The following is a 26,629-nucleotide window of genomic DNA, read 5'->3' as shown; positions in this document are numbered from 1 at the left end:
GTGCCGCCGCCGGTCATTACCAGTTCTTGACGAGCGTGAGCCGGAACGAGCGCGGTTCGACCGGATGAAAGTGCACGTCCGCGCGCGGCGCGGCTTCTCCCCGCAGCTGCGACGCGTAGTAGTAATCGATCGCCGAGGCGTGCCGGTTCGTCAGGTTGAAGCCTTCCAGTTCCAGGCGCACGGTGCGGTCGATGCGGTAGCCGAGGCGGCCGTTCAAGGTCGTGCTGGCGCGCGAACGCACGCTGTCGTCCGCGACGAGCGGCCGCGGGCCGAACCAGCGCAGCCGCAGTGCGCCTTCCCATGCGCCCATCTGGCTCACCGTCAGCGCGAGCTGGCTGACGCCCTCGATGGCTTCCGGGATGCGGTCCTGGCCGGGCGCGGCGCCGCGCGAGCGCGCGTGCGCGCAGGCGGCGTCGAAGTCGACGGACAACCATTTATACGGTTTATAGTAATTCGAGAATTCGATGCCGACGCGGCGGCTGGGCGGGCCGGCTTCGGTGGTGCCCTCGTCGCCGACATAGGTCAGCTCGGAATCGAAGTCCAGGCGGTACAGGGATACCGCCGTCTGCATTTTCGGAATCGCCTCGGTGCGCAGGCCCAGTTCCATGCCGCGCGAGCGCACGAGGCCCGGCGTCGTGCCGAGCGCTGCCAGCGTCTTCGGGTCGACCGTCGTGACGGTGCCGCGCGCATCGTTGCTGTGGAAGCCGGCGCCGTAGTTCACGTAGACCTCGGTCTGGCGCCATGGCCCGAACACGAGGTTGGCCGACGGGCTGGCCAGCGCATCGCGCGTCGTGCCCGAATTCGCCGCGAGGCTGCTGCGCACGCGGAACCGGTAGGCGTCGGCGCGCGCGCCCACCGTCGTGCGGAACCAGCCGTTCCAGCGCGTCGCGTTCTCGATGAAGGCGCCGGCACTCGTCTCGGCGACGTGGTCCGCGCGCGTGACGGACAGCAGGCGGCGTGCCTTCGTGCCATACAGGCCGTTGAAGATATTGTCGTTCTGCGCTTCGACGCCGACCGTGATGTCGGACGTCGCCGTCTCGCCGCGGTGCACGTGCCAGCTGTGCGTCGCATTGAAGCCGCTCGTCACGCGCCGGTCCGGCTGGGCGAACTGGTCGCCGTCGACCGGGTCGTTCATGAAGTAGCTGAAGTCGGACCACAGGTCGAGCCGGTTGCGGATGATGTAGCCGCTGACCTTCGACGCCGCATCCTGGCCCGTGCGGCGCCACACGCCCGAGAGGCTGAGGCGCTGCGCGTCTCCGCCGTCGGTCGGGTCGACGGCGTCGAAGCGGTCGAGCAGGCCGGCCGCCACGGCCCGCTGCGGGATCTGGTCCGTCGCAATCCAGCGGCCACGATAGGCCATCGCCGTCACGCTCCAGCCGTTGTTCGCGTAGCCGCGGCTGTAGCGCAGCACGCCGTTGAGTTTCTGGTAATCGTCCGGATGCGTGTACGGGCCGTCGTTGTGCACGGCTTCCAGCGCATACGTCAGCACGCCGTCGCCGGTCTCGCGCGATGCGGCCAGCGCCGTGCGCGCATAGCCGTCCTGGCCGGCGCTCACGGTGGCGACGTTGCGCGCGAGGCGGTTGGCGTAGGTGATGGCCGCGCTGCCGGCCGAGGCGAAATCGCCTTCGCGCGCCGAATACGGCCCCTTCTTGTAATCCAGGCGCGCCGTCAGCTCCGGGATCAGGAAGTTCAGATCGGTCCAGCCCTGGCCGTGTGCGTGGCTGCGCTGGTTGACGGGCATGTCGTCGAGCCAGGTGGCCAGGTCCGTGCCGTGGTCCAGGTTGAAGCCGCGCAGGAAGAACTGGTTGGCCTTGCCTTCGCCGCTGTGCTGGCTGACGATCAGGCCCGGCGCCGCCTCCAGCAATTCGCCGGGCCGGTAGACGGTGCGCATCGCCAGCTCCTTCTGGCCGACGGTGCCGGCGCTGGCGGAATCCGCGATGCCGAGCTGGCTCGCGCGCGCGCCCTCGACGAGCACGCGCTGGATCACCGGATCGTCGGCCCGCGCGCCGGCGTGCACGCACAGGGCGGCGAGCAGCAGCGGGATGGTACGCATCAGTCGACGGCGAGTTCCGTGCGGCCGCCGGTAAAACCGAACGTGCGCAGGCTGCCGTTCGCCGTCAGGTTCACGGTGTTCTGCTGGTCGGGCAGGAAGTCGCTCAGCACGGCGTCGTGGATGGTCTCGACGGTGACGACGGGCGTGCGCACGGCTTCCTGGAACACGACGACGCTGTCCGTGTCGACCGTCACGCCCACCCAGGCGAGGGGCAGGCGGCGGCCGTCCTTGTCGGCCAGCCAGAACTGTTTGTCGACGTACTTGCGCAGCACGGCCTGGTCGTCCGGATCGGACAGGTCGAACGGGCGCTGGTACAGTTCCGTCAACAGCGCTTCGACGTCGTGCACCATATACGTGTGCACGACTTCCGTGCTTCCCGTGCGCGCGTTGTAGCTGATGTCGGTGATACCGGCGTGGAAGCGGTGCGCGGAGGCGCCGATGCACACGAAGGCGCACAGCAGCATCGGGATAAGATTCTTCATCATATCGTGTCTTGTACGGCGGGCACGGGGTGCCCGCCCTACGTCACTTGGTCTTCAGTTTTTCGTTGAAGTCCTTCATCAGGTCCGGCTGGTCATGCTGGGTCTTGAACAGCTCCAGGCGCGACGGGGTCGCCTTGCGCGGCCAGCTGTTGTTGCCGGTATCCGTGTCCGCCGTCTCCCAGTACGGGTCCTGCGTCAGCGCGACCATGGGCTCGTCCGTGATGATCAGCTTCGTGATCTTCTTCGGCGTGTAGCGCCACACTTCGGCCGGGATGCGTTCGACGTATTTCTTCCCGCTCGCAAGCGTGATCTCCAGCACGAGCGGCGTCACGAGGCCGCCGAGGTTGCTGAAGTCGACGAGGTACAGGTGCTTGCCTTCCTTCAGCAGGTTCTTTTCCCAGTCGTCGAGGCCTTCGAGCGCTTCGTTGTACTTGTTGCGGTCGTGGTTCGTGACCGTGTACTCGTCATGCTCGTTATAGAAATCCTTCAGTTCCGGATGCGCGTCGACGCGGCGCGGCAAGGTGCCCTTGTTGCGCTGGTCCGTGATCGAGATCGGCGCGGCGTCGTGCTGCGCCTTCTTCCACGCCTTTTCGATCGCCGGGTCTTTCGTCCCGACCGTGTATTCGCTGATGCCGTCCACGCTCACGTCCACGTGGTCGGTCGTGTAGAACCAGCCGCGCCAGAACCAGTCGAGGTCCGTGCCGGACGCGTCTTCCATCGTGCGGAAGAAATCGGCCGGCGTGGGGCGCTTGAATTTCCAGCGCTGGGCGTATTCGCGGAAGGCGAAGTCGAACAGTTCGCGGCCCAGCACCGTCTCGCGCAGGACGATCAGCGCGGCCGTCGGTTTCGCATAGGCGTTGTAGCCGAGGGCGGCGATCGATTCCGAGTTCGTCATGATCGGCACCTGGTTGGTGCTCTTCATGTAGTCGCCGATGGCGCGCGGTTCGCCGCGCGACTGCGGGTAGTGCTCTTCCCAGGCCTGCTCCGCCAGGTATTGCAGGAAGCTGTTCAGGCCCTCGTCCATCCACGTCCACTGGCGTTCGTCGGAGTTGACGATCATCGGGAAGTAGTTGTGGCCCACCTCGTGGATCACGACGCTGATCAGGCCATACTTGATGCGGCTGGAGTATGTCAGCTCGCCCGTCTTCTTGTCCCTCGTCGGACGCGGGCCGTTGAAGCAGATCATCGGGTATTCCATGCCGCCCACCGGGCCGTTCACGGAAATCGCGACGGGGTACGGATAGTCGAACGAATACTTGTTGTATTCGGCGATCGTATGGATCACGGCGGCCGTCGAGTATTTTTCCCACAGCGGGTTGCCTTCCTTCGGGTAGAACGACTGCGCCAGCACATTGGTCGCGTCCTTCTTGAAACCCTGCGCGTCCCAGATGAACTTGCGGCTCGACGCCCACGCGAAATCGCGCACGTTCTTCGCGCGGAAATGCCACGTCTTCGTGCCGCTTGCACGCGTCTTTTCCTTCGCTTGCGCTTCCGCCTGCGTGACGATGACGACCGGCTTGGTCGCCGTGCGCGCCTGCTCCAGGCGCTGGCGCTGGGCGGACGTGAGCACGTCGCCCGGGTTCTGCAGTTCGCCGGTGCCGGCCACGATGTGGTCGGCCGGGACGGTCAGCTGCACGTCGTAGTCGCCGAATTCCAGCGTGAATTCGCCCGTGCCGAGGAATTGCTTGTGCTGCCAGCCCGTCACGTCGTAGTACGCGGCCATGCGCGGGAACCACTGGGCGATCTCGAACAGGTCGTTCTTGTCCTCGTCGAATTTTTCGTAGCCGGAGCGGCCGCCGAGCACCTTCTGCTCGTTGATGTTGTAGCTCCAGTCGATAGCGAACGCCAGCGTCGCGCCGGCCTTGAGCGGCTGCGGCAGGTCGACGCGCATCATCGTGCGGTTGATGACGACGTGCAGCGGATGGCCGCCCGCGTCCTTCACGCCGGCGATTTTAAAACCGCCGTCGAACGTGCGCTTTTCCAGCACCGAGCGCAGGGCGTCGAATTTATAGCCGTCTTCCGGCCCGCGCGCCTTGGCCCAGGCGTCGCGCGAGGGTACGGTCGCCGTCATGCGCGCGTCGGAATCGCGTTTGTAGATGTTCTGGTCGAGCTGGACCCACAGGTACGACAGGGTGTCGGGCGAATTGTTGTGATACGTGATCGTCTCGGTGCCGCTGATCGCGCGCTTGCCTTCGTCCAGCGTGGCGCGGATCGCATAGTCGGCCCGTTGCTGCCAGTATGCGTGTCCCGGGGCGCCGGAAGCGGTGCGGATGGAGGTGGGCGTCGGCAGCAATTCGTCGAGCTGGCGGAATTTGTCGTCGAAAGGTTCCGCCGCGATTGCCGACATGGTGAGGCATACGGCCGCCAGTCCGATCGGGAAACGTATCATATTTACCCTGCATTCATGGTTGAAAGAAGGAAAATATTCTAGTCTTGCCTTTCCGCCATTACCCCGTTTGATTTGTAACAAGACTGTTACAAAAGGCTGGGCGTGGCGCTTTCGACACGGTCGGACACGCGGACACATCCGCGGACACGCAGCGGACGCCGGCGCGGACACTGTTCAGCCGCGGCGCGGCGCCGCCAGTCCGCGCAGGCCGACCGTGACGAGCACGATCAGCATGCCCAGCAACACGAGCACGGTATCGAGCCGCAAGCGCGCCTGCAGGGCCAGCGCGTAGCTGGACGTCATCGCGAGGATGGCCAGGTTCTCGTTGAAGTTCTGCACGGCGATCGACTGGCCGGCACTCATCAGCCGGTGGCCGCGGTGCTGCAGGATGGCGTTCATCGGCACGACGAACAGGCCGGCCAGGACGCCGATCGCCAGCAGCAGCGGCAGCGCCGCCTGCACGGAATGCACCCAGACCATCGCGCACAAGCCGGCGCCCATCACGGCGCCGAGCGGCATGACGGCCAGCGAGCGCACGAGCGGCACGGCCTTGCCGGCGATGGCCGCGCCCAGCGCGACCCCGAGCGCGAACACGCCCTGCAGCGCGGCCGCGCGGTCGAGCGTGAGGCCGAGGACGTTCTGCGCCCACGTCAGCAGCAGCACTTGCAGGACCATGCCGCTGCCCCAGAACAGCGACGTCACGCCGAGCGAGATGCGGCCTTCGCGGTCGCGCCACAAGGTGCGGTTGCAGCGGTAGAAATCGGCCAGCAGTGCGGGCAGCGTGCGGCGCGCGTGAGGCGGACGCGCGCCGGCGTGCATCACGGGCAGGTTCAGGAGCGTCGCGAGCAGGTAGGTCATGACGATCACGGCGACCGCCATGCCGACCGGCGTGGCCTGCCAGGGCAAGGTGAGGGAAGCGCGCAGCTGCAGCAGCCACGCGATCGCCTGCGGATTGGCGGAGATGACACCGCCCAGCACCGTGCCGAGGATCATGGCCAGCACCGTCGTCCCCTCGATCCAGCCGTTCGCCGCCACGAGCCGGCGCGGCGGCAGCACCTCGGCCAGGATGCCGTACTTGGCCGGCGAGTAGGCGGACGCGCCGAGACCCACGATGCCGTAGGCGAGCAGGGGATTGGCCTTGGCCAGGATCAGCGCACAGCCGGCCATTTTGACCGTGTTCGTGAGCAGCATCACGCGGCCCTTGGGAAAGCGGTCGGCGAAGGCGCCGGCGAACGGCGCCAGCACGATGTACGACAGGACGAAGCCCATTTTGAGGAGCGGCGTCATCCACTGCGGAAAAGAGAGTGTGGCGATCAGCGACACGCACAGGATGAACAGGGCGCTGTCCGCCAGCGACGAAAAGAACTGGGCGCCGACGATTGCGAAGAAAGCGGCATTCATGGGGCCATTCTTATATCACAGCCATGGCGGGCGCCGGTTTCGCTTGGCTTAAAGGTTGTGATTGCAATAATTGGTTAGATTTACATATGGACAATAGTCTTATACTTCTGGAATTAAAGTTGGGGCGACGACATCATCGTTGACCAAGGGGAAAAGATGGATGCGTACACACTTACCGTGGCTGCCGCGCTCGCGGCGCTGACCATGGCGGCCAGCATGGGCCTGCTCTACCTCGCCAGTGCGCGCCAGACCTGCCTCGTCGACTGGACGCTGGCCGCCGTCCTCTTTGCCTTCAGCAATATGATGGGCGCAATCGGCCTGCACCTGCCGGCCAGCCCCATCATCGTCAGCGCCTGCGTCAACGCGTTCTACATCGGCGGCCATTTCGGCATGCTGGCCGGCATCCGGCGCCACCTGCACCTTGCGCCCGGATGGGGATGGGGCGCGGCCCTCGTGTCGGGCGTGCTGGCGGTGCACGCGCTGCCCGTCATGCAAGGCGCGCCGCTGGCCCGGCTGCTGCTGTTCACGCCCATCGTCTGCGCGATCGACCTGGCCGCCGCCCGGCTGCTGTGGCGCCGGGGCGAACACGAGGTGCGCGCGTCGTACCTGCCGCTCATCATGTTGCAGCTGTTGGCCGCGCTGCAGCAGGTCGTGCGGCTGGCGGTCATGGCCGCGGCCGCGAGCGACCCGTCGAACCCGACGTACGGCCAGTACGTCCGCACGTCGGGCGCGCTGGCGACGCTGCTGTACCTGTCGCTGGCGACGATGTGCTGCGCGCTGATCGTGACCCATCAGCAGACGCTGGCGCTGCGCCGCGCATCGCTGACGGACGTGCTGACCGGCTGGCTGAACCGGCGCGCCCTGCACGACATCGCCACGCGCGACTTCCGCCGCTGCCGGCGCACCGGCTCGGCCATGTTCTTCATCACGTTCGACATCGACCACTTCAAGGCCATCAACGACCGCTACGGCCACGACGTGGGCGACACGGCGATCCGCCACGTGACGGGGCTGTCGGCGCGCGTGCTGCGCGGCTACGATGCCCTGTTCCGCATCGGCGGCGAGGAGTTCGCGGTGCTGATCGCCGGCGAAAACCTGGGCGCGGTGTGCGGCATCGCCGAACGCCTGCGCGAGGCGGTGGCCGCGGCCACGCTGGCCGTCGACGGCCAGGAGGTCACGATGACCGTCAGCGTGGGCGTGGCCGCGCTGGACGGGCAGGATCACAAGTGGGAAGACATCCTGCGCCGCGCGGACGAGGCGCTGTACCACGCCAAGCAGCACGGCCGCGACCGCGTCAGCGTGCATGGCCGCGACCTCGCGGGCCGCGCCCAGGTGGTGCGGCTGCAGGCGGTGGTCGCCTGAGCCGCGGCGCCGCTCATTTCATCCAGACGGCGTAGTTGTTGCCGGAGGTCTGCAGCGTCCAGCCGCTGCCCGGGCTCCAGCTGTTCGGGCCGATCTTCATCGCCAGCTGGTGCGCCGTGCCGGTGACGATGGCCGCGTACAGGCCCTGCGTGGCCTGCTGGATGGCGACGGCCGACGTCGACGTCACGCCCGCATTCTTGCGGGCCGCCATCAGCGCCGCGATCTGCGTCTTGAGATTCCAGTTGTAGATGTGCGGATAGAACACGGTCGGGATGCCCGGATGGGTCAGGATGTAGGCATACCCTTCCAGCACCGAGCCGCACGGCACCGGCCACAGGTTCTGGCCCGTGCCGCAGCTCTCGGCGGGGCCGGTGTCGTGGTTGTCGACGAAGGTCACCGACATCGCCGGCCACCAGCCGATGGCGCCCTGCGGCTTGCCGTCGGCCGCTTTCAGGCGCCAGTAATTGCCGTTGGCGAGGGCGTCGTTGAGGATGCCCTTGGTCGTGAAGTCGAACGCGCCGCAGCTGTTGCTGGTGCCGTTAATCCAGTTCATGATGGCCTGGCGGTTGGCGTCCAGGTTGTTCAGGTCGAACGAGTCGGGCCACATCTCGCCGACGCAGAAATCGGGCGCGAACGCGTTCGCGTACTGGCCGACGTAGCTGGCGGAAAAGCCTTTCACGTAGTCGAAGCGCAGGCCCGAGAAGCCCACCGGCTTCAGCGTGTAATTCAGCCAGTTGATGATGCCGTTCTGGACTTCGCCCACATTCGTGTGCGCCAGGTCGCGCCCGCCGGAAAAGCCCTGTCCCGTATCGGCCGCGCCCAGGCCGCAATTGCACTCGTCGTTATTGACGATGGAATAAGTGGTCCAGTTCGGATTCGTGAAATCGGACCAGCCCGTGGTGCCCACGCGGTGGTTGACGACGACGTCGACGATCGATTTGACGCCCTTGTTCTTGAATGCGGAGACGACGTTCGTCAGTTCGGCCGCGCTGCCGTAACTGGAATCGAGCTTGTTCAGCTGGCGCGGCAGATAGCCTTGCTTGGCGGCGGAATCCGACGGCGGCGGGAACCACACGTGGGTGAATCCCATGCTGCTCAAGTCGCCGACATTGTTCAGCAGCGTGTTGTACCAGTCCGGGCCGGCATAATTGGCCGAGTTCCAGTGGAAACCCTGCAGGACGATGGCCGTGCTGCCGCCGGCCTGCTGGGTGGGGGTGGCCGCCTGGGTGGCGGCCGCCATGGACGTCATCATCCCTGCCGCGAGCAGGGCGACGATGGTGCTCTTCTTCATGCTTCTCCTCCGATGTGATACGGGTAAGGTCCTGGCGGCAGCGGAGGTCGTGCAAAAGTCCGTGTCAGCCAGGTACTTTTACTACGTATCGGGCGATCGTTCTGGTGTTTAATTGCGCCCGACGGAGAGGATTGTTAGCCACGCGTATTTTCATGTCAATGCAATTCGCATATGATGTGTAGTTTTAATACTTGCGACTTGTGCGGTCTCAATTGCCTTGGCGCCGATCGAGCACGCCGTGGATGAAGTCCTCGAGCGTCGTCGGGCCGCGCACGGGCGTGTCCGGCCAGCGGTCCTGCTCGTCCAGCACGGTGCCCGTCATGCAGGCATAGGAGCGCGCCGCTTCCGCGGAAAACCCGAGCTGCCGGAACGTCTGCTCCCACGCGTGGCGGGGGATCACCTCGACGTCGACCGGCCTGCCCAGCGCGTGCGCGAACGCGTCGGCGACGTCGCGCGGCGTGTACCGCCGCGGCCCCTCGATGTAGCGGATGTCGGCCTGGTCGGCCGGTTCCATCAATCTGCCGGCGGCGGCTTCGCCCAGGTCGCTTGGGGCGACCATCGGGATGGCGGCATCGGCCGGAAAGAAACTCGGCAGCTTGCCGCGGTGGCGCACGGTATCGAGCATCTCGGCCCAGTTGCTCATGTAATAGGCGCCGCGGTTGACCGCGACCGGAATCGCCTGTGCCCGCAGCTTCTCTTCGAATTCGAACAGCACGGTCAGGTCGCCGCACGGCTCGCCGGGACGCGCGCCGAACGTGGACACCGCAACGGCCTTGCGCAATCCCGAGCCCGTGACCGCGTCGACGATGGCCGCGGCATTCGCGCGCTCGACGGCATCCGTGTCGGTGAACGGGGCGGCGGGCGGATTCAGCAGCAGCGCGGTCGTGCCCGTGCGCAGGATCGCGCGCAGCGCCGGCACGTCGCGCACGTCCGCCACGGCGACTTTCGCCCCGGCATTCCTGAGGTCGGCCGCGTGGCCGGCGTTGCGCGTGACGACCGTGACGGGCTCGCCGCGACGCAACAGCGCGCGCGCCGTGGCCGAGCCGACGTGGCCGGTGCCTCCGATGATGATGTGCATGACGTTCTCCTTTCGTGTCCGGTGCGTGATCGCCTGCCGGGCGGCGCCGTCGCCGCGTTCCGGCGCGATCACGAGGCGACCATGTTAAGCGCGGCGCCTGACAGTTCTTGTCAGGAATGACCGCAGCGTTCGCCGGATGCGCTCATGCCTGGACGGCGTCCTGGAAGAGCCGCCGGTACATGATGTAGGCAGGCACATAGCCGAGCCGGTCATGCCTGAACGCATCGGGTATGCACCCGGCTTCGGTGAACCCGAGGCTCCTGTACAGCGAGAGCGCCGCGGTGTTGGTGCTCACCACCTGGTTGAATTGCATGGCCTGGTAACCCGCGGCCGTTGCCGCATCGATGCAATGCGCGACGAGCGCACGCCCGATCCCCTGGCCGCGCGCATGGCGGCTGACCACGAACGTGCCGGTGCAGATATGGGAACCGCGGCCAGGCATGGCCGTCCCGTAGCGGTACATCCCGAGCACGGCGCCCCCGCGGCAAGCCACTGCGCAACCGGTCGCCTGCAGCCACTGGGACGCGATGAAATCCGCGTCGAGCCCGTCGAGGAAGGGGAGCGTGTCGCCCTCCCGCGCGGCGGATTGCAGCAGGGCCAGCATGGCGGGTGCATCGTCGGGCGCCGCGGCGCGCAGCTCAATGCCATTCATGCGGCAGGCCTTTCCGCGAAATAAAGGGCGCCGGCGACGCGACGCTATCGTGTGAGGCATGCATTCGATTCTCCTTCGGTGGGAAATGGAGTCTATGGGCCGATCGGCGGGCAGGCAAACGAAAGCTTTTTTTCGTCGGATGAATAAAAATCACGCTGCTAGAATATTGGCATGAGACCAAGACGGAATCCGCCTCTGATCGCAGCCCGCAGTTTCGAGGCGGCGGCACGGCACGAGAACTTCCAGAAGGCGGCGCACGAACTCCATGTGACCCCGACGGCTGTCAGTCATCAAGTAAAACGCCTGGAACAGTACTTGGGTACGCAGCTGTTCGTCCGCAACAACCGGGCAGTCAGTTTGACGCCCGATGGGCAACGCCTGGCTGCCAGGCTGGACACCCTGTTCAGTGCCCTGGAAGACGTCCTTGACCCCGCCAGGTATGCCGAAGCGAAGCCGTTGCGGGTGACCGCGATGCCTTCCCTGGCTGCGAAATGGCTGGCGCATCGGGTTGCGGAGTATGCATTGCACGCGGCGTTCCCCGTCGAATTGACCGACGATGACCGGGTCGTCAGTTTCGAAAAAGGCGACTTCGACGTCGCATTACGCTACGGGGACGGCAATTATCCGGGCGTTACCGTCGAGGCGTGGATGAGTGCGGAGGTGATCGCGGTTTGCAGTCCGGCACTGCCCGGAGCGGCGTCGCTGGCGGCATCGTCCGACGTCCTGAATTACACCTTGATTCACGACAGTACTGTCCAGCTTTCCGGAAAACCGCCGGGCTGGATGGAATGGTGCGAGCTTGCGAACACATCGCTGCCGCCATCTCACCCATGCTTGCGGTACTCGAGCGTGTACGTGGCGCTCGAGGCGGCACGGGCCGGCAAGGGGTTTGCCCTGGCGCCTGAACCGCTCGTGCGCGACGATCTCCGGCAAGGGCACCTGGTGGCGCCGTTTCGGCGCAGGCTCGAAAATCCCTATGCGTTCTGGATCGTCTATCCCCATCATCTGCGGCGGGACTCGCGGGTGCAGGCTTTCGTCCACTGGATCAAGGGTTGCGATTGACTGGGCGAGCCGTGCTCGCACGAACGATGCCCGACGAGCGGCCACGCAACGCAGTCCGGCGATGAAGCGTTGCCCGATTTCGCAGGTGGCGCGACACCGGGCAATATCGCCGTTCCAGCAGGATCAAACGAACCCGCGCACCGGCAAGCTGTCGTCGCGCTGGATCCAGTTGCGCGGCGAATACGCGGTCCGCGCATCCGTCACGTGCAGGGTGAACGCATGGCGCGACACGCTCGAGCGGTTCGGCGCGCTGTAATGCGGCAGCAGGCCGTGAAAGCAGACGAGGTCCCCGGCCTTCGCTTCGAGCGGCACCGCCGTGCTGTCGTCCGGCCACGGCGTGCCGTCCAGCTTTTCCATCGTGACGGCGTCGCCGTCGCGCAGGAAGCGTTCGCGCAGCGGACCGCGGTGGCCGCCCGGTTCCACCCACAGGCAGCCGTTCTCGATCGTCGCGTCTTCCAGCGCGAACCAGAACGTCGTCACGCTGATCGGCGTGGAATCGAAGAACGTCGCGTCCTGGTGCCAGCGCACCTCGCCGCCGATGCCCGGCTGCTTGAAGATGTACATCGATTGCCATACCTGCGGCTGTTCCAGGCCCAGGTCGCGCGCGACGGCCGCCAGCGTCGCGTCGTGCGTGAAGGCGTCGAACACGGGGTCGAGGTCATGCATGGCGTGGCCGATCTTGTTGATCGACAGGGCCTTGGCCTGTTTCAGCCGGCCGTCCGGGCCGAAGGCTTCCTCCTCGAAGAAGCAGCGGATCGTGTTGTCCGAGCCGAGGAACCAGGCGTCGCTGGCGCGGGCCTGGTCGCGCGTCGTGAAGACGGCGCGCGATTCGGCAGGGTCGAACGCGGCGACGATCTCGCCGGCGCGTGCGCGCAGGCGCGCGATCTCGTCGCCGTTCTTGAAATTCGGGATGACGATGTAGCCGTCGTGCTGGTACTGCTCGCGTTGTGCGGTAGTGAGCATGGCATGGTCCGGTGAAGTGACCATGCCATTGTAGAGAAAGGCGGCGGCGATCGAAAGATCAACCGGCGACGGTCCACGCCCCATCCGCGTACACGCGCTCGCCGTCCAGGTACACGGCGTCCGTCACGACGAACACGTCGATGTGGTAGCGGGCGTCCTTGCGCTTGAAGCCCGGCTTGGCGTACACGCCGTGCTTGGCGCCCAGCGACAGGTGGATGCCGCACATGCGCTCGTACGTGCCGATGTCGTCCACGCGGCGCTCGCGCGTGAAGGCGCGGTTCATGCCGAAGCCCAGTTCGCGCACCCATACTTCGCCCTCGTCGCGGCGGATGATGTCGAGAACTTCCTGGAAGGCCGGCGTTGCGTTCTCCGTGCCGACGACGCGGCCCTTGTCGACGATGAGCGTGACCGGTGCCGCGGGCCGGTTGACGAGGTAGGATGTGTCGCCGAAGACGTGCACCTGCGCGCGGCCGCTGACGGCTTCCAGGTCCTGCGCTTCCGTGAACACCTCGCCGATCGGGAACTGGCCGCCGACGTTGTTCATCGCGCCGTAGTCGCCCACGTTCAGCTTCGCGCTTTCCAGCGGCGAGGCGAACGTGAGGACGTCGCCGCCGCCATGCACTTCGGCGCGGCGGGCGCGGTCGATGCGGGCCTTCAGCGCGTGGCCGACGCCGCGGAAGTAGGCGGGGTCGTAGGCCAGCGCCTCGATGTAGTGCTCGCCCTGCGTGCCCGGCATGCGCGACAGGTGCACGTGCTCGATCACTTTCAGTCCCAGCTTGAACAGTTCCACGCGCAGGCGGAAGCCGTCCAGGCGGAAGTTCGTCGACTGCACCAGCACGACGAGGTCGCGCGGCGCGAGCGTGCGGAAGGTCGCCAGCACCGCGTCGGGCGCGACGGTGTCGAAGTCGATGAACGTCGCGCCGGGCAGATTGCGGCGATAAGCCTCGACGAGGCCGCGGGCCAGTGCGGTGCGGGTGTCGTACACGACCAGCGCGCGCCGCTCGTGGGTGTGGTCGAGCGCGATCGCGAGCACGTCGCGCAGGTGCGCGGTGGCGGCGTCGATGGAAGCGGCGGGCAGGGTGTCGGTGGACGTCATGGTGTGGGCGGGCAGGGCGGACAACCCGGCATTATACGTCGCCCGTACGCTTGCGGCAGCTCACGAAGGACTTGGCCGGATTGCTGCACAGTCTGGCTGTCAGGAGCGCCATCATGTTGATTCATAAAGGAAATTTTCTCAAGCGCAAATCGGCCGGCCTGCTGCTGGCGGCCGCGCTGGCGGGTCTGGCGGGACCGCTGCCGGCGGCCCCGCGCGCCGCGCACGCGTCCGCCGCCACGGCGCGCGCGCCCGAGGCTGTGGCCGCGGAATTCTACGGCTGGTATCTGGAGACGCTGGACGCCGACCAGGATCCCCTCAGCGACCGTTACGAACGCTTGAATACGTACGTCGCGAAGCCGCTCGTCGAGCAACTGTTCAAGCGCCTGCAGGCGACCGGCGCCGGGCGCACGGCGGGCGACTACTTCCTGCAGTCGGCGCGCATCCGGGGCGCCTGGCTGCGCGGCCGCGTGCAGGCCGTCACCCTGCGCCGCCAGGCCAACGCCGCCGACGTCCTCGTCACGCTGGACGGCGACGGCGACGCGAAGCACGAACTGGTGCTGGCGATGGTGCTGGACAACGGCACATGGAAGATCCGCCAGGTGAACCGGGCGGCATTGGATCTGCCCGAAAGTTCCCCCGGCCGATCCATCATTTGATCCCGGAAGCACAGCCACACGCTACTCCGTGAACAGGGCGCCATGGGCTTGATCGCGGCGCTATGATTCCAAAACGATAACGGCCCCAGGTTTGCGCGGGCCGCGATCCCTTTTGACGAATCGACGGTGGGAGCGCATGGCATACCGATGGGAAACGCCGACCAGCATCTGGCTGGAGGATGAGCGCAGCGGGCAGTTCGAGCTGGCCTCCAGCGACGGCCTGGGCCGGATCGACTGGCAGGCCCAGGCACGCGGCCGCCTGGCCGATTGCGCGCACCTGCTCGGCGCGTCGCTGCCGCTGTCCTGCGATCACGCGGCCATCTATCCCGAGGGGTTCGCCTTCTGCCCCGAATGCGGCCGTCCGCTCGAACGGCTCGGCGCCGTGCCGGAGCGCCGGCCCGACTGGTGGGGGCCGTATGCGGACGCGCTGCTGCCCCGCCACGTGCCGCATGGCTTGCCCGTGACGTCGCTGGCGCTGGGCGACAGCCTCGAGGAGCGCCCGCCCGCGCCCAGCGTCGGACGCTTCGACGCCGCGATGCCGCCACCGCCGAATGCCCATTGCGTGTTCGCGGCCGCCACCTGCGGCTTTCCCGAACAGCGCCTGCTCGCGCTGGCCCCGGGGCGCGGCGTGCTGCAGTACTGGGACCCGCTGGCCGAAGTCTGGCACGTGCTGATGCCGGAAGAGGGCACGGCCGATCTCGCGTTCGGCGCGTCCGATTACGGCTGGCTGCCGATGTCGTACCTGCAGGTCCCGGCGCGCCGCGGCGACGTGGCGCTCGTGCCCACCGCGCACGGGCTGTACCGCCTCGGCATCAACCCGGTCAGCGAGACGTGCCGCACGCAAGCCCTGCTGGCCGCGCCCGTCGTCGCCGCGCCCGGCATGATGCGGCGCCAGCTGGGCGTCCTGGTGCGCAACCCGGGCGGCACGCTGGGCCTGTGCGCGCTCGGCGCCGACCTGGCGCCCGGCCCGCAATTCGATTGCGGCGCGCTGCCGCTGTCCGGCTGGACGCGGCCCATCGGCTACGACGGCCAGCTGTTCTGGCTGCACGGCGAGGGCCAGCTCGCGTGGCGTCCCGGCGCCGCGCCGCGCTGGCTCGCGTGGCCGGACACGTGGCTGCCCAGCCTCGACCTCGGCGGCCCCACGCTGAGCCGCGACGGCCGCATGTGGCTGATCGGGCACGACGGCCAGTCGTACTCCTTCCTCGAACTGGGCGCCGAACGTCCGCAGCGCGAACCGATCGACGGCGCGCGCCTCGGCTTCGCGAACCTGCTGTTCCGGCGCGGCCATCCGGTCGTCGACGAACCGTGGTCCGGCGAGCACGTCGAGGACCAGCACGAAGACGATTCCCTCGTCCTGCCGCTGCTGCGCGGCTTTAACAACAACCGCAGCCAGCCCAGCGGGCTCGTGCTGCGCTTCCACAAATACACGGGCCGCGCCGAAGACGCGCTGGCCAACCGCGTGATCGCCCGCACCACGGTGGAGTGGATCGGCCGGCGCAACGTGATCCTGGACGAAGTGGCGCGCCTCGCGCGGCCGCTCGAATGCGTGCCCTTCGTCTACGCCAACCGCCTGTGGCTGCACCACCCAGACTGGAACCGGATCCGCGGCTGGAATTTGGACGCGCCGACGTGAGGGCCGCCCGCCTCTTCGTCTGGCTCCTCGCGCTGCTCGGCACTGGCGCCGCATGGGCCGTGCCGCAAGTGGTGCTCGTGCAGAACTCGGGATGGATGGAGCCGTTCTACACCGACCCGCATTCGCCGTTCAAGCCGCTGGTGGCGGCCCTTGCGGGCAGCGTCGCGCAGCCGGGCGACGCGCTCGTGCTGGCCGCGTTCAACCAGTCGCTGCCCGGCGCGCCGTCGCCGCGCGCGCTGCTGTCCGAGCAGGTGACGAACGCCACGGCCGCGCACGTGCAGGCCGCGCTGGCCGGGCTCGAAACGGCGAAGAAGCCCGGCGGCGCGGCGCTGGCCGACACCGACCTGGGCGAGGCCGTCGAGACGACAGTCAGCCGCGTGCTGCAGGGGAAGCCGGGCCTCGTCTGGCTGGTGACGAACAACCGCAACAGCCCGAACAACGACCAGGCGACCGCCCGGCGCAACCGCGAATTCTATGCGCTGATCCACCGCGGCGCGGCGATCACGAAGGCGCTCGCCTTCCCGCTGCGCATGCCGGTCGCGGGCGAGCATTACCGCGCGAATGGCCTGATGGTCTATGTGTTCGCCGTCGGCCAGGACGGCGCGCGTGCCCTCGACGCCATGCTCGCGGCCGGGCGCGTGCGGCGCGTCATCACGGAACCGCCCGCGCGCCTGAAACCGCTGGACCGCGACACGGTGCGCCTCGTGCCGCGCAAGGTCGAGAACGCGCCCGGCGTCGAGTTCTCGATGGATGCGGCGGGCCGCCTGCGCGCGGACGTGGCGCCCGACGCGCGCACGCCCGGCGCGACGATCCTGTGGCAGCTGGAGAACACGATTTATCCGTACACGATCGCCGGCGCGGCCATCTCCGCGCGCTCCGTGCTCGGCGGCGAGAACCGTCCGATCGTGCTGCGCACGACCACCGTCGCGCGGCTGGCGCCCGGCCGCGCCGAACCGCTGGCGTCGACCATGCAGCTGCCGGTGGCGCAGTTGCCGGGCAAATGGTCGCTGGCGGCGCTGAAGTCGGCCGGGTCCGCGTACGTGCTGCCGGGCCGCATCGAGCTGCACCTGCAGGACCAGAAGCTGGAATTGTCGCAGGCGTTCCGCGAGCGCATGGCGGCGCTGTTCCCGGGCGATCCGCTGCCCGACATCTTCACGCCGCCGGCCGACATCCAGGCGTCGACGGCCGTGCTGCCCGTCGAGGTGCACGTGCATTACGGCGCGGGGCCGCTCGTGCTGCTCCTCGGCGGCGGCCTGGCGCTGCTGGCCGCCGCCGCGGGCGCCGCGTACGCCTACGGCCGGCCGCGCCGCGTGCAGCTCGTCGTGGAAGACGAACTGCGCACCGTGCACACGCGGGCGGGCGCCACGCAACCGATCTACGACAAGGCGGGCAATCAAGTGGCCCGCCTGAAGACGACCTTGTTCGGCCACCAGTTGCTCGACCTGCGCGAAGGCGCGCAGGTGCGGCTCGGCCGATGAACCCACCCAGGAAAGCGATCATGCAGAACGCCCAGACCAAACCGGGCCAGCCGGCACCGGACACCGCCGGCACCGACCCCGGCTTCAGGCTGCCCGGCCAGACGGCGACCACGCCGCAGGACGGCCTGCCCAAGACGACGCCCGACACGGCCACGCAGCCCGTCGAGATCGCGCCCGGCGGCGCCACCAACACGAGCGCGGCGCCGCTGCGCGACACGGCCGGACGCGACATGGCGATCGGCGCCGTGGCCTTCGTCGTGCTGCTGGTGATTTACTTTTTCGTGCGGAACGCGTACGTGCACCACCTCGTCGTCAAGCGCGTGGCGCCGTCGTCGGCCGGCAGCGCGGGCTGGCTGCTGTTCGTCGGCATGGGCTTCCTGTCCGCCGCCGTGGTGCTGGCCATCGTCAATGCGAGCAGATACCTGACCCCGGCGATCACCGGACCGCTGGTCGTCGTCGGCGTCGTCACGCTGGTCGCGGCCTTCTTCGTCGGCCGCCGCTGACGCCACGCTTTCAAAGAGAACACCATGGCAGATTTTCCCGATCCCGCATCGCTCGGCAACAAAGTGGAGCTCAAAGTCGACCTGCGCCCGACGCTGTTCATCGGCGCCGGCGGCACCGGCATGGAAGTCATGATGCGCATCCGCCGGCGCATCCTCGCGGCCGTGTGGAACCGCCGCCATCCGACCCGCGTCGACTCCATCGCCGACTTTCCGGTCGCGCGTTTTCTCCACTTCGACCTCGATGCGAACGCCGTCATCGACGAAGGCAAGTCGCAGCGCACCGACCCGTGGTTCGAACTCGTCAAACTGTCCGACGAAGAACGCCTCGTCGAACCGCTCGACCTGCCGCAGTACCACGAGTCCGACGACAGCCTCGCGCGCTTCCCGCTGATCGAAAACTGGATGCCGCTGCGGCCGAAGAAACTGCGCTCGCTGGGCATCGATCCATCGAAGGGCGCGGGCCAGATCCGGGCGCTCGCGCGGCTGTACCTGTTCGACAAATACCCCAAGCTGCGCGGCCGCATCAAGGGCGCGCTGAACTTCCTGAGCAGTAACGCGGGCATCGAGCGCAAGGAGAATTACCAGCGCCTCGGCCTGCAGGTCGACACGTCGAAATTCCGCATCGTCGTCATCGCGTCGAACGCGGGCGGCACGGGCGCGGGCAGCGCCATCGACCTGGGCTGGATCGCCAAGGCGGTCGCGCGCCAGGAAGTGTCGGACAGCCAGGTCGACCTCGTGATGTTCCTGCCGTCCGGTTACGCCAAGGCGAACAAGGAACGCACGGAGGCGAACGCGTACGCGACCATGATGGAGCTGGAGACGAGCATGCGCGACATGAACGCGCGCGTGCAGTGGATGGAGCCGGACAGCATCGTCGGCCGCGGCACGCCGTTCGACGACGTGTATTTCGTCGACACGGCGAATCTCGCGAACAAGGCCACGCAGGACGTGAAGGACGTGTACCAGATGGTGGCCGACACGCTGTTCGAGGATTTCGCATCGGCCGATTTCGCCAACCGCAAGCGCTCCGTCGCCGTCAACCAGCAGCAGCACAAGCTGGGGCCCTACAACCCGCGCGTGCCGGAACAGCGCTTCGGCGACATGCGCCTGTCGTATTCGAAAGTCTATTCCGCGTTCGGCCAGGCGGTGCTCGACACCCAGCAAAGCCTGCGCGAAGACATCCGCGCCTACGAGCTGGCGGCGCTGATGGTGAAGGCGTTCTTCGGCCTCGTCGCCAGCGACGGCACGGCCGCGCGGCGCGCCGCCGACCAGGAACGCGACGCCTTCATGCGCGAGCAGATGGGCATGGCCGAGCATCCGTTCACGGAATTCCCCGATTTTAAAAAAGGCACCGTCGACGTCACGCCGTTCCAGGAATACGCGCTGACCGACATGCTCCTGGAGGGCAAGGACCAGCGCTCGCTGCTGGAGCGCGTCGAGAGCAAGGTGCAGCTGGAGATGGACCGCATCATGGCGTCGTACGACCTCAAGCTGTGGCGCGAGAAGGTCGTCGAACTGCTGCCGGACCTGGAGCGCGACGCCATCCGCGAAGCCGGCGCCACGGCCGAGACGAGCGAGGACCGCATCAAGCGGCGTACCGGCGAACTGCTCGCGCAACTGCGCCTGAACGTGCGCGGCCGCCTGTACATGCTGCTCGACGACCGCAAGCAGGGCGGACTGGAATTCGTGCTGTCGCTGCTGGAACAGGTGAAAGCCCGCCTGGCGCAGCGCGACCTGGCGCACGTCCAGCGCAACGGCAAGCGTTACCGCGACGTGCGCGATGCGCTGCGCACGCGCCAGGTCGAGGAATCGCTGAACCACCTCACGCAGGCGGCCGGCCGCCTGTTCGGCAAGGATGCGCAGGCGCGCGAAATCATGAACCACCTCAAGCGCGATATCGCCGACTACCTGCGCTTCCACCTGCTGGCCGTCGCGGCGGGACAGGCGGTCGACGTGATGCAAAGCCTGTCCGGCTGGCTCGGCGAGCCGCAGGCGCCGGACGAACACGGCCAGGTGCGCTGGAGCGGCGTGGCCGGCGAATTCCAGGAAGGGCGGCGCAACGTCGCGTCGATGCTGGCCGCCGTCGACCAGCGCATCGGCCAACTGCGTGCCGACGCGCGCCAGGAACATGCCACCTACATCAAGCTCGCGAGCGACGTGCTGCCGGAACCCGTGCGCCTGACGGGCGACGTGAGCGCGTGGAGCGAGGAGGTGCTGCTGGAATTCGGCGGCTCCGCGCGCCTGTTCCCGCAGCTGGGTGACGAGCGCCTGCGCGCCGATCTCCTGCTCAAGCTGTTCCGGCGCGCGCAACTGCAGCTGTCCGGCGAACAGGCGGGCGCCGAACTGCCAGATCCGCTCGTCGAACGGCTCGGCGCGATGTCGCCGCAGGAACGGCACCGCGTGTTCAGCGAGTGGATCAAGAGCGCCATGCCGTGGATTAACGCGCGCTTCTCGGCCGAGTTCACGCCCAGCGCCGACCAGTTCAAGTGCTTCGTCGGCGTGGGCGACCCGGCCGCGTGGCGCAGGCTGGAGCCGGAGATCCGCGCCGCCGTGCCCACCGGTTTCTTCCACGGCGACCTCGTGTCCGTCGTGAACACGGGCGTGCCGGGACGGGCCGTGTGCTACATCGAACTGTCCGGCTACCCGATGACGATCCTGCGCGGCCTGCCGACGTGGCGCGCCAGCTACCAGATCGAGAACCCGAAGATCCCCACGCACCTGCACTTCGATTCGACGCGCTTCCGCCATCCGGTCTCGCCGTCGATGGACGAACTGAATCGGCTGGCCGACGACTACGAATTCTTCCTCGCCGCGATCGCGCTGGGCGTCCTGCGCCGCAAGCAGGACGCCGACGACCGCGAGGCGGCGTTCCAGCCGCGCGGGCAATACCTGTTCGAGGTCGAGCCGGGATCGGGCGAGTGGCTCCAGATCGGCAACGAGTATGCGATCCGCTCCAATGGCCTCCCCACCTACTACCGCGAACAGGTGATCGCGGCGACGCGCCAGCGCCTGGCCGCGATGGGCCCGCACCAGCTGGCGCTGCTGGCCGCGCTGATGCGCCACTATCAGCTGCGCGTGTACGAACCCAGGCTGGAAGTGGACGAGACGGGCGCCCAGCTGCCGTCGCCGTCGCTGCCGACCATCACGGCGCGGCGCCTGTACGACCAGTGGATGCGGCGCGCCGTGTCCATCGACCCGCAACTGTCGCCGGCCCAGGTGGAAGCGGCGCTGGCCCAGCTGGACACGTGGACCGAGACCGTGCCCGATTCCGCGTCCGACGCCTACGCGTGGGAAGTGGAGCGGCCGGTCGACAAGCGCGTGATCCGCTCCGAATTCCTCGGCGCCGACGCGCGCGCCGCGCAGGCGCTGGAGCGGCGCGCAGCCACGCCCGCCATGCCCGGCACGCAGTACGCGCCGGCCGCGCCGACCGTCGTCGCGCCGACGCCGGGTGCGCCGGATGCCGTGCCCGGGCCGAACCTGGGCCCGGCCGCGTACGTCGTCGGCGCCACGCCCGTCGCCGCGCGCTACAAGCTGTTCGTCGGCGGCGCGCAGCGCGGGCCGTTCGCGCTGGACGAAGTGGTGCAGCAGCTGACGCGCGGCGAGATCGATCCGGGCACGCGCATCTGGAACATGCAATGGAATCCGCGCGCGGACAAGTGGAAGCTCGTGGCCGACATCCCGGAAGTGATGGCGGCCGTCGACACGGCGATTCCCGATCCGGACGACGGCGTCCCGGACCCGGAATAAGGACGCGCCGTGCAGGACGAAGCGATCTACCGCTGTGTCAACGCCGCCTGCGCGCGCGGCATGCCGCGCCGCGTGAACTACTGTCCGTATTGCGGGACGGCCCAGCAGACAGGCACGCCCGCGCCGGCGCGGGACGACGGGCGCGCGCGCCGCGAGGCCGCCGCGGCTGCCGCCACGGTTGCCGCCGCCGGGGCGGAAGCGGCGGCCGGATTGTCCGGGTGGTCGGACGCGCCGGATGCGGGGTTCGCGGCGGAGCCGGTGCGCGGCGCCGCCGCCGCGCCGGCAAGGCCCACGGCTGCGCCGACGCCGTCCGCCACCGCCTTCGGCCACGGCGGCCGTCCCGTCGACGGCGGCAGCGCCGCGCCGGAGCGCGCCCGCGGCATCCCGTGGCCGCCGCCGCCCGCGTCCGCGGCCGCGAACAAGCCGCCGGGCCGCCAGCCGATCCGCCTGCGCTGGTGGATCGTCGCGCTGGCCGTGCTGTGGGGCGTGTGGCTGTGGGCGAAGCCGTCGGCCAGGAAGATCGACCGGCGCATCGATGCTGCCATCGTGCAGGCCCGGGATTGCCGCGGCAAGGAAGCGCAGGACGAGTTGATCGCGCTGCGCGCCGGCCGCGCCACGCCGCAGCAGCTGGAACGGTTGCAGCGCGCGCTGAACGAGGCGTCGAACGCGTGCACGCGCAAGCGCCAGCGCGCGGGTGCGTGGAGCGAGGCGCGCGGCGCCGTCGAATCCGCGCTGGCGGCCGGCAATGCCGAGCGGGCGCGCTCGCGCCTGCAGGCGTTCACGAAGCGCTGGGGCGAGGACGACGCCACGCGCGCGCTCAAGGTGCGGGTCGACGCCGCGCGCGGCGAGCACCCGCTGGCCGTGCCCGCGGACGGCGGGCAGTAGCCGCGGTCACGCGCCCAGCCGCGTGAATCCGTCCTCGCTCCACGCTTCGCTGCCCACGCCGTGGTGCACGAAGAACAGCCCGTCCGGATCGTATTTGCGCTTGACCTGCGCGAGGCGCGGGTAGTTGGCGCCCCAGAATGCATCCTGCCAGTCGCGCAGGAAGTAATCGCTTTCGGAGACGTACGACCCGGCGCGCGGCGCCACCTTCAGCAGCGCGTCCATCGCCCGGCCGATCGCCTGCGCGCGTTCGTGGCCGCGCGCGGCATCGACCGCGCCGCCCGGCATGCCGGGGAAGTGCGGATCGTCGCCGCCCGCGATGATCGCCAGCGCGAAGGCGTCCAGCACGGCGGGGTTGGTCGCGGTGGCGCGCGCGGCGTCGAGTTGCGCCGGCGGCGCGCCGGCCAGCCCCTTGTTGAAGTGCAGCGCCACGCTCCAGTGGCGGCTGGACTGGAACAGCGCATCGGCGAGGCCGGCCTGGCGGTGCGCATCGAGCAGCGCGGCCGGCAGCCACGCCGACTTGTAGCCGTGGATGAACCAGCCTTCCTGGTCGGTGTCGCCCTTCCAGATCACGTGGTGCGCGGGCGCGCCGGGACGCGGATCGGCGACCATGAAGCCCGGCGCATGCTCGCGGTAGAACGCGGCATCCCAGAAGTGCCGCGCCGGCAGGGCCAGCACCTTGAACGGCTTCTCGAACGTGTACTCGTCGTGCCCGCGCAGCCAGTCGAGCAGCGGCGCCCATGTCCGCGCGGCGGCGGCTTCGTCGAGGTCCTGGAACACCATCGAGACGTCGACGGTGTTGTCGCCGTTGAACACGATCTGTTCGCCCCAGTGCGGGTTGAACAGGCTGTCCGCGTAGAACCCGACGACCTTGCCGACCAGCGCACGGAATGCGGCGTCGTTGGCGGCGCGGACCTTGCCGAACACGGCGCCGAACGTGGCCGGCAGCGCGTGCGTACGTAGGGTCAGCCGGGTGATGATGCCGACGCTGCCGCCACCGCCGCCCTTGAGCGCCCAGAACAGGTCGGCGTTGGTGCAAGCGTTGGCGATGCGGACTTCGCCGTCGGCCGTCACGACCTCCGCCTCCAGCAGGCCGGCCGCCGCCGTGCCCCAGCGTTTCGAGAAGCTGCCGAAGCCGCCGCTCTGGACGAGGCCTGCGACGCCGACGGTCGTGCAGCCGCCGCCTTGCACGTAGCGGCCGGCGTGCGTCGTCACGGCATCGTAGGCATCGATCCACATGGCACCCGCGCCCAGCGTGACGGCCGGTTGCGGCGCGCCGCCGCAGTTGTGCGCGACGAAATCCGGTTCCACACGCACGTCGTTCATGTGCCGGGTCCAGACCAGCAGCGAGTCCGGCGCGTCGGACGTGCCCTGGTAACTGTGGCCGCCGCCCTTGACGACGAGGCGCAGGTCGTGGGTGCGCGCAAAATCGACGGCGGCGGCGACGTCCGCCGCCGTGCGCGCCGCGACCGCGTACGCACTCGGCTGCGACGACCAGGCGTCGAGCCAGCCGCTCGTGTGTGTGAAATTCGGCTGGTCGCCCATGTCGAAACCGTTCTTGAGGCGGGCGAGGGCGGCGGTGCAGGCCGGTGCATCGGGGCCGGCGGCGCAGCCAGCAAAGGGCGCGTCGAGCTTGACGAGGCGGCCGCCCACGCTGCGGTCCAGGCCATCCCACGCGCCGGCGGACGGCCAGCCGGCGTCGCCCGGACGCACGCGCCGGCGCAGCGGTGCCGCGCTCGCCGCGCCGCTGGGCGTGAACGGCAGCGCGACCGGCAGCGCGAACGGCAGCGCCGCCGCGGCCTTGAGAAGGAATCGTCGTTTCACGGTGTCTCCTGAAGAATCGATGCGTGTCAGGCTACGCCGGCCGGACGACCCGGGCCAGTGGAATGTGGCGAACCGGGAGGCGGGCGGGGCGAACCGGATGCGCGCGATCTCAGGCGGCGCCGGCCCTGCCCAGCGCCGCCGTCGGCAGCCCGAACACGAGGTCGAACGCCCAGTTGAACGCGAAGCTGTAGAGGGTGAAGAACACGACCAGCCCGATGTCGAGCATGAAGGCGTCGATGAGCGACGTCCCCAGCGTCCACGCGAACATCGGCACGATGGCGAGCACGAGGCCGCCCTCGAAGCCGACGGCGTGGACGAGGCGGCGCGCGAGGCTCCGTCCGCCCCTGGCCTGCTTCGCTTCCCAGGCTTCGAACAGCGTGTTGTAGATGACGTTCCAGGCGATGGCCGTGGCCGACGCGAGGACGGCGGCGAGGCCGGCGTCGCCGGCGTCGTGGTGCGCGAGGCCGGCCAGGCCGGCCGTCGTGCAGGCGACGGCGATGGCTTCGTACAGTGCGACGTAGACGATCTTGCGTTTGATGCCTTGCATGTCCAACTTCCCGAAAAAATCCGATGGCGTGACGATATATCGATGCGCTTGATGTATAAAGTGAGGACCTTTCAACTTTATTGACAAGTCATGGCGTTTTCCAGCGACAGCGTGCGCATCTTCCTGGCCGTGCTCGACCACGGTTCGTTTTCCGCCGCGGCGCGCGCGCTGGGGCGGGTGCCGTCGGCCGTCAGCATGGCCATCGCCCAGCTCGAGGCGGAGCTCGACCTGGCGCTGTTCGACCGGTCCGGACGCGATCCGCGCCCGACCGACGCCGCGCGGGCGCTGGAGCCGCGCGCGCGCCACGTCGCCAGCGAGTTGCGGCGGCTGCAGGCGGACGCGCTCGCGCTGCACGGCGGCCTGGAACGCCGGTTGTCGCTGGCCGTGGTGCCGGAGCTGATCGCGGGCCGCTGGAGCGCGCCGCTGGCCGTGCTGGCGCGCGAATTCCCGTCGCTCGAAGTGGAGGTCCTGTCGGCGCCGCAGGCGGACGCACTGCGCCTGCTGCACGACGGCGGTGTGGACCTGGCCCTCGTGTTCGAACGCGAACGCCTGGACGACCGCGAGGCGTTCCAGGAGGTCGGCAGCGAACTGCTCGTCGCCGTGCTGGCGCCGGGGCACGCGCTGCTGGCGGGCGGCGCGCCGCGGCTGGAAGACCTGATCGACGCGCGCCAGATCGTGGTCGCGGGACGCGACAGCCCGGGCCGCGATCCGCGCTTCGTGCACGCGCGCGACGTGTGGCGCGTCGACAGCCATCTCGCCACGCTGAACCTCGTGCAGGCGGGCCTCGGCTGGGCCTATCTGCCGCGCGCGCTGGTGCAGCCGCTGGTGGCGGCGGGCAGCCTCGTCGAGATCCCGTTCGATAACATCAGCAACCAGCTGCGCCTGTGGGTCGACGTCGTGTGGTCGCGCGAGCGCCCGCTGGGCCTCGGGGCGCGGCGTTACGTCGAACTGATGCGCGCGGAGTGGCGGATGCCGCAGGATTGACGGCAGGTCGTTGCCGTTCCCCGCGCGCCGCCGCCGGCATCACAGGTGTATATTCGGCAATAAAGGCGACGACAAGGAGGACGCAGCATGAATCGCACATTCATTTCGGTGACGCTGCTGGCGGCCCTGCTGCTGGCCGGCTGCAACCGCGGCGGCGACGGTATCGGCCCCGCCCAGCAGGCCGGCAAGGCCATCGACGACGCGGGCGCGCGCGCGCAGGCGAAGGTCGACGCGGCCGGCGCCCGGGTCCAGGAAAAGCTCGACCACGTCAACGACAAGATCGACAAGATCAACGACCGGGTGACGGACAAGGTGCAGGCGCAGGTCGACAAGGCCGATGCCGCCGTGCGCGAGGCGCGCGAGGGCGCGAAGGAAGCGACCGAGAAGGTCGGCAGGAAGGTGGAAGAGACCGGCGAGAAGATGCAGCAGGCGGCGAAGTAGGCTGTGAGACCGTCGTTCCCGCGAAGGCGGGAACCTAAGGTGTCGAGGGTGTAAATAATATTGTGTAAACGGTCATTTGGCAGGACACTGCCGCCACTAGGAGAA

The 26,629-nt window shown here is 68.5% G+C and carries 21 protein-coding genes; 10 read left to right on the top strand and 11 right to left on the bottom strand.

All coding sequences use genetic code 11. The features are described 5' to 3' along the window. Positions 1-16: 16 nt before the first annotated feature. The 4 genes from ASC93_RS26190 to lplT form a co-directional block, all read right to left on the bottom strand. Positions 17-2,053, bottom strand: coding sequence for a TonB-dependent receptor (locus ASC93_RS26190; RefSeq protein WP_056449734.1), 2,037 nt, complete (start codon positions 2,051-2,053; stop codon positions 17-19). After that, complete coding sequence (locus ASC93_RS26185) at positions 2,053-2,538, bottom strand: DUF6702 family protein (protein ID WP_056449732.1); 486 nt, start codon at positions 2,536-2,538, stop codon at positions 2,053-2,055. Before ASC93_RS26185 ends, ASC93_RS26190 begins: the two co-directional genes overlap by 1 nt. A gap of 40 nt (positions 2,539-2,578) precedes the next feature. After that, on the bottom strand, positions 2,579-4,924 hold the full coding sequence (locus ASC93_RS26180) for a M1 family metallopeptidase (RefSeq protein ID WP_056449730.1): 2,346 nt from the start codon (positions 4,922-4,924) through the stop codon (positions 2,579-2,581). A gap of 174 nt (positions 4,925-5,098) precedes the next feature. Then, entirely contained in the window at positions 5,099-6,325 is a 1,227-nt protein-coding gene (gene lplT / locus ASC93_RS26175) for a lysophospholipid transporter LplT (RefSeq protein WP_056449728.1), read from the bottom strand. Positions 6,326-6,481: 156 nt separating this feature from the next. Between lplT and ASC93_RS26170 the strand changes: the two genes are divergently transcribed. After that, entirely contained in the window at positions 6,482-7,687 is a 1,206-nt protein-coding gene (locus ASC93_RS26170; protein ID WP_082548355.1) for a diguanylate cyclase, read from the top strand. A 13-nt stretch (positions 7,688-7,700) separates the two neighbouring features. Here ASC93_RS26170 and ASC93_RS26165 read toward each other — a convergent pair whose 3' ends face one another. The 3 genes from ASC93_RS26165 to ASC93_RS26155 all read right to left on the bottom strand — a co-directional run bounded on the left by ASC93_RS26165 (position 7,701) and on the right by ASC93_RS26155 (position 10,708). After that, positions 7,701-8,978, bottom strand: a complete 1,278-nt coding sequence (locus tag ASC93_RS26165) for a glucan 1,4-alpha-maltotetraohydrolase domain-containing protein (RefSeq protein WP_056449724.1) — start codon at positions 8,976-8,978, stop codon at positions 7,701-7,703. Between the two features lie 208 nt (positions 8,979-9,186). Then, on the bottom strand, positions 9,187-10,056 hold the full coding sequence (locus ASC93_RS26160) for an NmrA family NAD(P)-binding protein (RefSeq protein ID WP_056449887.1): 870 nt from the start codon (positions 10,054-10,056) through the stop codon (positions 9,187-9,189). Between the two features lie 142 nt (positions 10,057-10,198). After that, the gene (locus ASC93_RS26155; protein WP_056449722.1) at positions 10,199-10,708 is read right to left on the bottom strand and encodes a GNAT family N-acetyltransferase; all 510 of its coding nucleotides are present in this window, start codon (positions 10,706-10,708) and stop codon (positions 10,199-10,201) included. A gap of 171 nt (positions 10,709-10,879) precedes the next feature. Between ASC93_RS26155 and ASC93_RS26150 the strand changes: the two genes are divergently transcribed. Then, positions 10,880-11,770, top strand: coding sequence for a LysR substrate-binding domain-containing protein (locus ASC93_RS26150; protein WP_056449720.1), 891 nt, complete (start codon positions 10,880-10,882; stop codon positions 11,768-11,770). Positions 11,771-11,893: 123 nt separating this feature from the next. On the opposite strand, the gene ASC93_RS26145 is transcribed toward ASC93_RS26150, so the two are convergent. Together ASC93_RS26145 and ASC93_RS26140 are read right to left on the bottom strand one after the other, a co-directional pair. Then, positions 11,894-12,733, bottom strand: a complete 840-nt coding sequence (locus ASC93_RS26145; RefSeq protein WP_056449718.1) for a phytanoyl-CoA dioxygenase family protein — start codon at positions 12,731-12,733, stop codon at positions 11,894-11,896. A 58-nt stretch (positions 12,734-12,791) separates the two neighbouring features. After that, complete coding sequence (locus ASC93_RS26140) at positions 12,792-13,829, bottom strand: hypothetical protein (protein WP_056449715.1); 1,038 nt, start codon at positions 13,827-13,829, stop codon at positions 12,792-12,794. Positions 13,830-13,942: 113 nt separating this feature from the next. On the opposite strand from ASC93_RS26140, the gene ASC93_RS26135 reads away from it, so the two are divergent. From ASC93_RS26135 to ASC93_RS26110, 6 genes are all read left to right on the top strand, one after another. After that, positions 13,943-14,485 carry a DUF3828 domain-containing protein gene (locus tag ASC93_RS26135; protein WP_056449713.1) on the top strand — a complete coding sequence of 181 codons (543 nt, stop codon included), beginning with the start codon at positions 13,943-13,945 and terminating at the stop codon, positions 14,483-14,485. Positions 14,486-14,621: 136 nt separating this feature from the next. Further along, the gene (locus ASC93_RS26130) at positions 14,622-16,118 is read left to right on the top strand and encodes a hypothetical protein (protein ID WP_056449712.1); all 1,497 of its coding nucleotides are present in this window, start codon (positions 14,622-14,624) and stop codon (positions 16,116-16,118) included. Beyond that, a complete protein-coding gene (locus ASC93_RS26125) occupies positions 16,115-17,596 on the top strand; it encodes a hypothetical protein (RefSeq protein ID WP_056449710.1) in 1,482 nt (493 codons plus the stop codon). Before ASC93_RS26130 ends, ASC93_RS26125 begins: the two co-directional genes overlap by 4 nt. Before the next feature lie 20 nt (positions 17,597-17,616). Further along, positions 17,617-18,099 (top strand): hypothetical protein, encoded by a 483-nt coding sequence (locus ASC93_RS26120; protein WP_056449707.1) that lies wholly within the window; start codon positions 17,617-17,619, stop codon positions 18,097-18,099. A gap of 24 nt (positions 18,100-18,123) precedes the next feature. After that, positions 18,124-21,846 (top strand): tubulin-like doman-containing protein, encoded by a 3,723-nt coding sequence (locus ASC93_RS26115; RefSeq protein WP_056449705.1) that lies wholly within the window; start codon positions 18,124-18,126, stop codon positions 21,844-21,846. A 9-nt stretch (positions 21,847-21,855) separates the two neighbouring features. Then, positions 21,856-22,731, top strand: a complete 876-nt coding sequence (locus ASC93_RS26110) for a hypothetical protein (protein ID WP_056449703.1) — start codon at positions 21,856-21,858, stop codon at positions 22,729-22,731. 6 nt (positions 22,732-22,737) lie between these two features. Here ASC93_RS26110 and ASC93_RS26105 read toward each other — a convergent pair whose 3' ends face one another. Then, positions 22,738-24,552: an FAD-binding oxidoreductase gene (locus tag ASC93_RS26105; protein ID WP_056449701.1), complete on the bottom strand. Its 1,815-nt coding sequence runs from the start codon at positions 24,550-24,552 to the stop codon at positions 22,738-22,740. A 109-nt stretch (positions 24,553-24,661) separates the two neighbouring features. Then, entirely contained in the window at positions 24,662-25,099 is a 438-nt protein-coding gene (locus ASC93_RS26100; protein ID WP_056449885.1) for a PACE efflux transporter, read from the bottom strand. A gap of 90 nt (positions 25,100-25,189) precedes the next feature. On the opposite strand from ASC93_RS26100, the gene ASC93_RS26095 reads away from it, so the two are divergent. Then, positions 25,190-26,083, top strand: a complete 894-nt coding sequence (locus tag ASC93_RS26095; RefSeq protein ID WP_056449699.1) for a LysR family transcriptional regulator — start codon at positions 25,190-25,192, stop codon at positions 26,081-26,083. Positions 26,084-26,170: 87 nt separating this feature from the next. Next, on the top strand, positions 26,171-26,524 hold the full coding sequence (locus ASC93_RS26090) for a hypothetical protein (protein ID WP_056449697.1): 354 nt from the start codon (positions 26,171-26,173) through the stop codon (positions 26,522-26,524). The last annotated feature ends 105 nt before the right edge of the window (positions 26,525-26,629 follow it).

It is taken from the genome of Massilia sp. Root335, from assembly GCF_001425685.1.
In the GTDB taxonomy this organism is placed as follows: Bacteria; Pseudomonadota; Gammaproteobacteria; order Burkholderiales; family Burkholderiaceae_D; genus Telluria; species Telluria luteola.
The sequence above is the reverse complement of the archived record's forward strand: the minus strand, read 5'-3'. Positions and strand labels throughout refer to the sequence as shown.